7 protein-coding genes and 1 pseudogene are annotated in these 9,589 nt (G+C 33.4%); 4 read left to right on the forward strand and 4 right to left on the reverse strand.

What is annotated here, in order from left to right:
• Window positions 1–62 precede the first annotated feature (62 nt).
• From AC23MC_RS15430 to AC23MC_RS15440, 3 genes are all read left to right on the forward strand, one after another.
• Window positions 63–3,263 (forward strand): efflux RND transporter permease subunit, encoded by a 3,201-nt coding sequence (locus AC23MC_RS15430; RefSeq protein WP_487569241.1) that lies wholly within the window; start codon window positions 63–65, stop codon window positions 3,261–3,263.
• 156 nt (window positions 3,264–3,419) lie between these two features.
• Window positions 3,420–3,725 carry a hypothetical protein gene (locus AC23MC_RS15435; RefSeq protein WP_487569242.1) on the forward strand — a complete coding sequence of 102 codons (306 nt, stop codon included), beginning with the start codon at window positions 3,420–3,422 and terminating at the stop codon, window positions 3,723–3,725.
• 50 nt (window positions 3,726–3,775) lie between these two features.
• Entirely contained in the window at window positions 3,776–3,964 is a 189-nt protein-coding gene (locus AC23MC_RS15440) for a YgaP family membrane protein (protein ID WP_487569243.1), read from the forward strand.
• A 44-nt stretch (window positions 3,965–4,008) separates the two neighbouring features.
• Here the strand turns inward: AC23MC_RS15440 and AC23MC_RS15445 are convergent.
• The 4 genes and pseudogenes from AC23MC_RS15445 to AC23MC_RS15460 all read right to left on the reverse strand — a co-directional run.
• Window positions 4,009–4,302: pseudogene (locus AC23MC_RS15445) on the reverse strand (peptide-N-glycosidase F-related protein); the annotation flags it as partial.
• Between the two features lie 138 nt (window positions 4,303–4,440).
• Window positions 4,441–4,830, reverse strand: a complete 390-nt coding sequence (locus AC23MC_RS15450) for a response regulator (RefSeq protein WP_487569244.1) — start codon at window positions 4,828–4,830, stop codon at window positions 4,441–4,443.
• Complete coding sequence (locus tag AC23MC_RS15455) at window positions 4,827–7,514, reverse strand: PAS domain S-box protein (RefSeq protein WP_487569245.1); 2,688 nt, start codon at window positions 7,512–7,514, stop codon at window positions 4,827–4,829. Before AC23MC_RS15455 ends, AC23MC_RS15450 begins: the two co-directional genes overlap by 4 nt.
• Before the next feature lie 174 nt (window positions 7,515–7,688).
• Window positions 7,689–8,090, reverse strand: coding sequence for a hypothetical protein (locus AC23MC_RS15460; protein ID WP_487569246.1), 402 nt, complete (start codon window positions 8,088–8,090; stop codon window positions 7,689–7,691).
• Between the two features lie 273 nt (window positions 8,091–8,363).
• Here AC23MC_RS15460 and AC23MC_RS15465 point away from each other — a divergent pair, with 273 nt between their 5' ends.
• A complete protein-coding gene (locus AC23MC_RS15465; protein WP_487569247.1) occupies window positions 8,364–8,873 on the forward strand; it encodes a hypothetical protein in 510 nt (169 codons plus the stop codon).
• The last annotated feature ends 716 nt before the right edge of the window (window positions 8,874–9,589 follow it).

Here is a 9,589-nt window from a genome sequence, read left to right on the forward strand (position 1 = left end):
CAGTCGTAGTTTTCAGTTAACAAAAACTTGAAACCTTAAACTTGAAACAAAAATAAAACAACATGCAAGAAGGTATCTCAGGCAAAATTGCCAATTTCTTTATCAATTCCAAACTAACCATTCTATTGATGGTAGCTTTGATGGTGATTGGCGTATACAGTTCGTTCTTAATTCCAAGAGAAGAAGAACCACAAATTAATGTTCCAATGGCCGATGTAATGATTGGTTATCCGGGAGCAACACCGTCAGAAGTAGAAAGCCGTGTCATTAAACCGTTGGAAAAAGTTTTATCAAACATTAAAGGCGTTGAACATTTGCACAGCATGGCGATGAATGGTCAAGCCATGATTATTGTTCAGTTTTATGTTGGCGAAGACATTGAGCGTTCCTATGTGAAATTGTATGATGAATTAGCCAAACACGAACATATTTTTCCGCAAGGCGTTTATAAACCAATGGTAAAAACCCGCTCAATCGATGATGTTCCGATGTTGGGATTAACGTTGTGGAGTGAAAAATATGATGATTTTCAAATTCGACAATTGGCAGAAGAAGTCACTTCCGAAATTGAAAAAGTAAAAGATGTTGCCATTACCAAAGAAATTGGCGGACGAACCCGTGAGTTGAAAGTGGTTTTAGACAAAGACAAAATGGCCGAAAACAAAGTGGATGCGTTGGGAATTATGCAAATGATTCAAGCCAACAACGGTTCTTCGCAGTCGGGAAGCTTTGTGCAAAACGACACGGAATATTTAATTACCACCGGAAAATTTTTATCCAATGCCGAAGATGTTGAAAATTTGGTAGTTGGTATTAATCAAAATATGCCGGTTTATTTAAAACAAGTGGCATTTATTCAAGACGGACCTTCCACAGCAAGAAGTTATGTTTCTTTTGGGTATGGAAAAGCGAATGAAAAGTTTTCCGCCAAACCAAGCGAATATCCCGCTGTTACTATTTCTGTTGGAAAAGTAAAGGGTGCAGATGCAATGAAAATATCAGATAAAATCATTGAACATGTTGAACAACTTAAAACCAACTTAATTCCCGATGATGTACATGTGGAAGTTACCCGAAATTATGGAGAAACGGCTTCACACAAAGTAGGCGAGTTGTTGTTGCATTTAGGTGTTGCCATCTTAGCGGTTACCATTTTAGTGATGTTAGCGATGGGTTGGAGAGGCGGATTAGTGGTTTTCTTTTCTGTTCCGTTGACCTTTGCACTGACTTTATTCAGTTATTATTTATTAGGTTATACGTTGAATAGAATTACGCTTTTTGCCCTTGTTTTTGTGGTGGGAATTGTGGTAGACGACAGTATCATCATCGCCGAAAACATGCACCGGCATTTCAAAATGAAGCGATTACCATTTAAACAAGCTGCCATTTATGCGATAAATGAAGTAGGAAATCCAACCATTTTAGCTACATTCACTGTAATTGCAGCGATTCTTCCGATGGCTTTTGTATCCGGAATGATGGGACCTTATATGAGTCCGATGCCGATTGGAGCTTCCATTGCCATGATTTTATCGTTGTTTGTTGCGTTAACGGTTACACCTTATTTAGGTTATCATTTACTTCGAGAAAAAGACGAACAAGAACACAAAGAAGAACAAGGTTTAGAAACTTCTCGAATTTATAGAATTTACAATAAATTAGAACGTCCGTTTTTAGATAGTTCTAAGAAAAGAATGGTCATGTTGGGAATAACGACAGTATTGCTAATTGGTTCGGTATTGATGTTTTTCACCAGATCGGTAGCCGTGAAAATGTTGCCGTTTGATAATAAAAATGAGTTTCAAGTGGTGATTGATATGCCGGAAGGAACAACATTAGAACGAACTGCTGCCGTAACTAAAGAAATTGCTCAGTACTTGTCAACCGTTCCGGAAGTTGTAGATTATCAAAATTATATTGGAGCTTCTGCACCTATTACTTTTAACGGATTGGTACGTCATTACGATTTACGTGGCGGAAGCAATATGGCCGATATTCAAGTAAATTTATTACACAAAGAAGACCGTGATTTACAAAGCCATGACATTGCCAAAATCGTTCGTCCGGAAGTACAAAAAATTGCCAAAAAATATGCTGCGAATGTAAAGATTATTGAAGTTCCACCCGGACCACCGGTGCTTTCTACTTTGGTGGCTGAAATTTACGGACCTGATTACAAAGAGCAAATTAAAGTAGCTCACCAAGTAAAAACAATTTTAGAAAATACTACTGATATTGTGGATATCGATTGGATGGTAGAAGACGCACAAACCGAATATAAATTGGAAGTGGACAAAGAAAAGGCCATGTTAAACGGAATTGCTCCGCAGCAAGTGGTGGGTAATTTAACCTATTTGTTACGAGAGATGCCTATTTCCAATTTGTATGACGAACGTTCTAATAATCCGGTGGGCATTGTATTATCGCTTGACGACCAAGACAAAACGTCGTTGCAAGATATTCAAAACTTGAAAATTAAAGGGGCACAAGGCAATGTGGTTCCGGTGAGTGATTTGGTGAGAGTAGAGGAGAATACCTTACAAAACACTATCTATCGCAAAGATCAAAAACGGGTTGTTTATGTCACCGCAGACATGGCGGGTGATTTAGAAAGTCCGGTGTATGCCATTTTAGGAATGGAAGAAAAACTTCAAAAAATGAATTTACCAAAAGGCTATTCTGTAAATGAATTATACATGGAGCAGCCTTCAGACGAAAGTAATTTTACTGTAAAATGGGATGGTGAATGGCAAATTACCTTAGAAGTTTTCCGTGATTTAGGCGTGGCTTTCTTAGTCGTAATTTTGGTAATTTATATGTTAATTGTGGGTTGGTTCCAAAACTTCAAAACACCCATTGTGATGATGTTAGCCATTCCGCTTTCGTTGGTAGGAATTGTGTTAGGTCACTGGTTGTTGGGAGCTTTCTTCACAGCCACATCCTTTATAGGAATGATTGCTTTAGCTGGAGTAATGGTTCGAAATTCCGTTTTGTTAATCGACTTCATCGAAATTAGATTAAACGACGGAATCGAATTAAAACAAGCCATTATTGAAGCTGGAGCTGTTAGAACCACACCAATTTTGCTAACCACCGGAGCCGTTGTAATTGGAGCATCGATTATTTTATTTGACCCGATTTTTCAAGGATTAGCTATTTCGTTAGTTGCCGGAGCGATTGTATCGACACTCTTAACTTTAATAGTTGTTCCATTAATTTATTACATCACCGAGAGGAAGAAATGGGAGAAGAATAGTGATTAGTCTTTAGTGAATAGTCCTTAGTCCTTAGTTAATAGTGATTAGTAAAAAATGGCTATTTAATAAAACTCAGCATCTCAGCATCTCAGCATCTCAGCATCTCAGCATCTCAGTAACTCAGCATCTCAGCAACTCAGCAACTCAGCAACTCAAAAAAACATGAAACTAGTCCTAATAACCGCTGTCCATTCTTTCAAACGAGAGATACAGCATTTGCTCAAAAAATCCGGTGTAAAAACCTATTCGTATCGTGATGTAACCGGATTTAAAGATTTATCCGAAGAAGCCTTGGCCTCCAATTGGTTTGGAAGCGAAGTAAACGAAAACGAATCCATTGCATTTTATGCCTTTGTTCCGGTTGAAAATTTGGAAAAATTATATGATTTAATTCTCGCTTTCAACCAAGAATTAGAAACCAAATCAAAAGTGCATTTAGCAACATTTAGTATTGAAAAATTTATTTAATAATCAGAGGCAGAATACGCAGCAACTCAGTACCTCAGAAACTCAAAAAAATGAAAAATAGAATCGTACGCGGCATCGCAGGAACATTTATCCTCATCAGTATTTTATTAGCAATTTATGTAAACCAAAATTGGTTGTGGTTCACTGCTTTTGTAGGAGCCAATTTATTACAATCATCATTAACCAAATGGTGTTTGATGGATGATATTTTAACCAAAATTTTTAAAATAAAAGAGTAATTGTTTTAGTTGATTGGTTGATTAACAGGAAATCGGTAGGGAATTTACTCTGCCGATTCTCCTAACAATATGCCCGAAACATTCCAAGCACTAAAAATACTGCCCTCCGGTAAACCATGCGTAATTTGAACACGAAGTGTGTGTTTACCTGCGTATAAATCACCCAAATCAATCAACACTGGATTTGTTACCGTACCCGGACATCAATTAGAAAGGCTGTAGTCTGACGACGATAAACCATTGGCAAAATTACCCAAAGCCGGATTAAACAACCTGTACGAACCGCAATCTTGTCGCCAAGGGATGAAAGAAAAAGCAAGTTGCTCATCTAAGTAAATGCAATAGGAAAATGCAAAATGATAATTTTTTCATGCCAACAATTTGTTTTTCAATTGTATTAAATGATCATCCAAATTTAGCATTATAAATTTATATCAAAAAGTTTCTGTTTAAATTAGTAAATGGGAATACTTCCATCAATTACTCAAAATTGATTTTAACGTTTCAATAGTCAATGGTTTTGAAATAAAGCCTTTAATTTCAGAAAAAGCTTTTGCTTTGTCTTTATCTACTGTAGAAATAGATGAGCTAACAATGTAAATAGTTGTATTACTCAAAAAAGATTTATCAATTTTGCAGTATTCATCCATAAATTCCCAACCATTCATCACTGGCATTTCGATATCTAAAAAAATTATTTGCGGAAGTTCGATTTTGTTTTCAATAGCATTAGTTAAAAATTGGATAGCGGTAAAACCATTTTTTTCAATAGAAATACTGCTGGCTAAATCAATTTTCTCAATAATTTTTTGAGTTATTGTTAAATATATTGGGTCGTTGTCTATAATTAGAACAGATTTTTTCATTTGAAATAAATTTTAAAAGTAGTTTCATTTTTCAAGCTTTCAACATTCACTTTACCATTTAGGGCTTCAATTTGAGATTTGGCAATAAACAATCCAAAGCCATGATTCATATCAGTTTCGTTATCTGCCGTGTGAAATAGATTAAAAATTTTATCGGTATTTTTTTCAATATTCAAACCACTTCCTACATCTTTGATTTCCAGAACAACATAATTGTTTTCAAGATAAGATTTTATTTCAATGGTTGGAATTGTCTTTAAATCTTTGTTTTTTAGAATATAGAAAATAAAATTCATGATAATGTTATCCAGATACGATTTGTTATGATGAATAACCAAATTTGTAGTAAGCAAGTTTTTAATTTTAGCTTTTCGCAACGTGATAATATTACTCAAATTGTTTAGTACACTTTCAACAGCAACTTTGAGCTGAATTTTCTGCTTTTCAATATTAATGTTGGTATATATCGTTGTGATTTCATTTAAATGATGAACAGAATCATCTAAATCAGACGAAACTTCTTTTAGCATATCTAAAAGTTCTTCTCGTTCCTTGGGCTTATTTGTAATTTCTAATAAATTAATAATCGATTGAATGTTGCTTGTGTGCGATCGAAGATTGTGCGAAACAATATGCGAAAAATTAAAAATGCGTCGGTTTTGTTCAGTCACAATTTCCAACGATTGGTTTAAGTTATTTTCAATTTGTTTAGCTTGGGTAATATTAATAATTACGCCTCGAATAAGTTTTTTCTTTGTTCTTTTGTTTTTAATATAATTAATAATGCCTCTTACCCAAATTGTTTTTCCTTCGGCAGAAATCATTCTGTATTCAATGTCCAAATAATTATTTCTACTATTCAATGCTTTAATTTGAGTTAACACACTAGCTTGGTCTTCCGGAAAAATATGGTCTTCCCAAAAAGCATTATTAAGCATGATATTTTCCTTAGAATATCCTAGTATAGACTCAACTTTATCACTTATAAAACTAAATTTTCCATTATCTTGACTAAATTCCCAAACAATTCCATCAATAGAGTTAATAAGTTCATTAAGTTTTTTCTCAGACTCCTCCAACTTGCTCAAGGCTATAATTCGGTCGCTAATATCCTCTGTGGTAATGATAACACGTTCTAACGATTCTTCATATCCCGAAATCACATTCCATTGCAAATGAACATATTTTTCTACTCCATTTAAGGTTTTAATTTTTGTTGTGCTTTGAAAAGAAGATTTCTCTTTGCAAATATTGATGATTTGTTTTTTTACGGTTTGAATGGATTCTTCCGTAAGCATAGTTTCAAAATTTTCAATCACCTCAGCATGCGTTTTTGCTTCATGAAGAGCAAGGCATTGCTGGTTCATATTGATAATTCGTATGCGTTTTACACACTCTGCAAGCAATTCCGGATGTTCTGAAATATACTCTTCTATTTCTTTTTTAGATTTTCCAATTAAACCAAGCAAAAGAAGATGTTTTTTTACTTCCGAAAAGTCCTCTTCCCAAAGCGGAATCGGCGAATCGTCAAACAAACTTTTTAAACGTTTATTACTTTCTATAACTTGATTTTCACGTTCTTTTTTTTCAGTAATATCTTCAATAATGGCAATATTTACAGAAGGAGAGACTGTTGAAACAATCAAATTTGTCCATATTTCTCGGTTGTCTTTGGCCTGCAATCTAATTTCTATCGTATAGTCTTCAATAGCACCGGATTTTAAAAGTTGCTCTTTTTCTTCTATCCTTATATAATCGCATTCATGCGTAATTTCAGTTAAAGTTTTGGCTTTCAATTCCTCCCTTGTATAGCCTAGAATAGATGCAAAATGATCATTAACAGTATCAAATTTTTGTTGATGAACACAAATTTTCGCTATTCCAACAGCAGCTTTGTCAAAAATAGTTTTAAATAGACTTTCTGTTTTAACTATTTCTGTGGCTTGTTTGTTTACCAATCGAATTAATTCTGCCGGTCGTTTAAAAATAAAGTAAGCAAACAACCCCGAAACAATAGACAACAAAAGAGCTAGTAGGAGCGATGGAAGCAATTCTGCCAAAAGTTGATTCTTTGCTTTATCAACAATATATAGTTTCCAATCTTCATCATTAATGTTTACAACCTTATAATTAGTGTCTTTAATTTGTGTACTACTATCAAAAAAGAAATCCTCTTTTTTGGTTTCATAATTATATTTTGATAATTGAAAAGAATACTGTTTTGATTTAATATATTCAATTCCGGAAGCTTTAACTAGGCTTTCAATTCGAATAACAACTGCCGAAAATCCCCAAAATTCATTATTATTAAAAATAGGAAGTCTTCCGATAATGCCAATTCCTCCTTGCTTTAAATTGATTGGACCGGCAAAAAACATTTTTCGCTTGCTAATAGCTTTTAAGGCTTCATTGCGAATAATTGGATTGATGGTCGTGTCTAAAATATTAAAGCCAACAACACTTTCATTGCCTTTTAACGGATAAACGTGTGTTATGATTCCATTTGGAACCAACTGAACCAAATCAATGGTAGGGTTTTGATTCATGATTTCTTCGGCAACCTTTTCAAAATCACGAGGCTTATTATCGTTGTCTATTGTTAAAGCCAAAGTTAAATTGGCTGTATACGAATTATTTAACGATTGTTGAATGTTTTTTTGAGCAATAGAAAGTAAACTGCTCATTTCATTTTGCCTGTTTTTTATGATGATTTCCGACCTCAGGTAAACAATAAACAAACCAAAACACAAGACCAGAACATAAATCAGTAAACCACCGAGTTTTGGATTTATTTTAACCTTCGAAACGAGTCTGTTTGAAGTGTAGGTATTCATTCTATTTGTATTTTAAGTTTTTAGTTAAGCTTTGGGGGCTTTTTTTAAATTCGGGTGCAAAATTAAGCCTATTAAATTGTTTTGTCTTTGTAATTCAGATAGTTGTGATAATTTTGTGAGCTGTTCAAACAATTCATTTCTATAATCAACAACGCTTTTTGAGCTAGTAAATCCTATTCGTGAACCATCTTTAAAAGCAATTTTTAATTGTTTTAAGAAATGTAAATTATTTATAAATAACGTTTTCGTAAATCGCGTAGTAAGAATAGAAGGAATAAAAAAAGAACCCCTTAAGTCAATGAAACCAAAGGATGCAAAGCATGATGAGTTTAAATAATTGATAAACAGCCATAAAGAAGAAATCTTTAGGAAAGTATAATATAATTCATGAGCATAGCTATGCTCTTTTTTGTAATGAGTAGTCAAGTTTTTAGTAATTTGGGTACTGCAAACGTAACGATTTTTAACAGAGTTTTAAACAAAAAAACTTAATTAAATGTTAAAAAAAAATAATTTAACTGTATTTCATCGACAATGTAGTGTTATTCATCGTAATATGTTACAGATATTCTGTTTTACACATGCTTAAGTGATATTTATAACAAAACGATAATATGAATTTTTTTAGCTTTTATAATCTTGTATGATTTTTTTGTAATTTTATTTTTTTTAAACAATAATCACAAACATTTTTTAACTATGAGCAGATTAGACAAATTAAATGCCTTACCAATTTATAAAAAAGCAGAAGAAATTTTAAAAATGATTAAGGGATTAGTAGAAACCATTCCGGAAGAAGATGATTTTTTAAGCCGCAGCAAATACATGATGCGTGATGATATTATCATGATTTGTGCCAAAATTGCGGGTGCAGAAGGAGCTGATGAGTATACCATACGTATGCAAAATGCAGCTATTATTCGTGATTATGCTATGCATTTATATGTACAAGTAGGTAGCCTTCGCTTTCATGATAATTTTAAAGACAAAGATTTTGTTACCATAATCCGAAAAGAAATAGACGAATTTAGAAGCTTATTCATCAACTGGGTAGCCGGATTTGATAAGAGCAATCATTCTTGGGACGAATGGGAATTATTTAATCCACCGGGAGCTATTCCGCCGGATCCTAATGCTTATAACGATCCAATTGATTTTGATGATTTTTTTGATGATTTTAATGAAGAAGATTTGGATGAGGAGGAGTGAGAAAAGCAATTTTAAGATATAAATTTTAAATCGTATTTTGTATTACTTACCGATGCAAAATTTGCATTATTTTGAAATTTTCAGCGTTATAAGTGTTCGTGTGCCAAACGTAGGACAAAAGCTTTGAAAATACACAAAATAGTGGTTAATAAATGACTTACTTATACTGATATTCTGTTAGTCGTAGTTCTCCAAATTTGTTAAAAGGTTTTGTTCAAATTTTTTTAAATCTCCTCAATCTTTTTCGTCCAAACTTTAAACCCTTAAACCTTTAAACCCTTAAACCTCTCTCGACCATCTTGTCATTCTGACGAAGGAAGAATCTCTATTGCATAATTTTCAGACTCAAAAACCTCTCTTAAACTTTTAAACCCTTAAACCCTTAAACCTTTAAACCTTTAAACCTCTAACGACCATCTTGTCATTCTGACGAAGGAAGAATCTCAATTGCATAATTTTCAGACTCAAAAACCTCTCTTAAACTTTTAAACCTTTAAACTTTTAAACCCTTAAACTTTAAACCTCTCTCGACCATCTTGTCATTCTGACGAAGGAAGAATCTCAATTGCATAATTTTCAGACTCAAAAACCTCTCTTAAACCCTTAAACTTTTAAACCCTTAAACTTTAAACCTCTCTTGACCATCTTGTCATTCTGACGAAGGAAGAATCTCAATTGCATAATTTTCAGACTCAAAAACCTCTCTTAAACCCTTA

The sequence above is a fragment of the Flavobacterium sp. T50_26 genome (assembly GCF_057652995.1).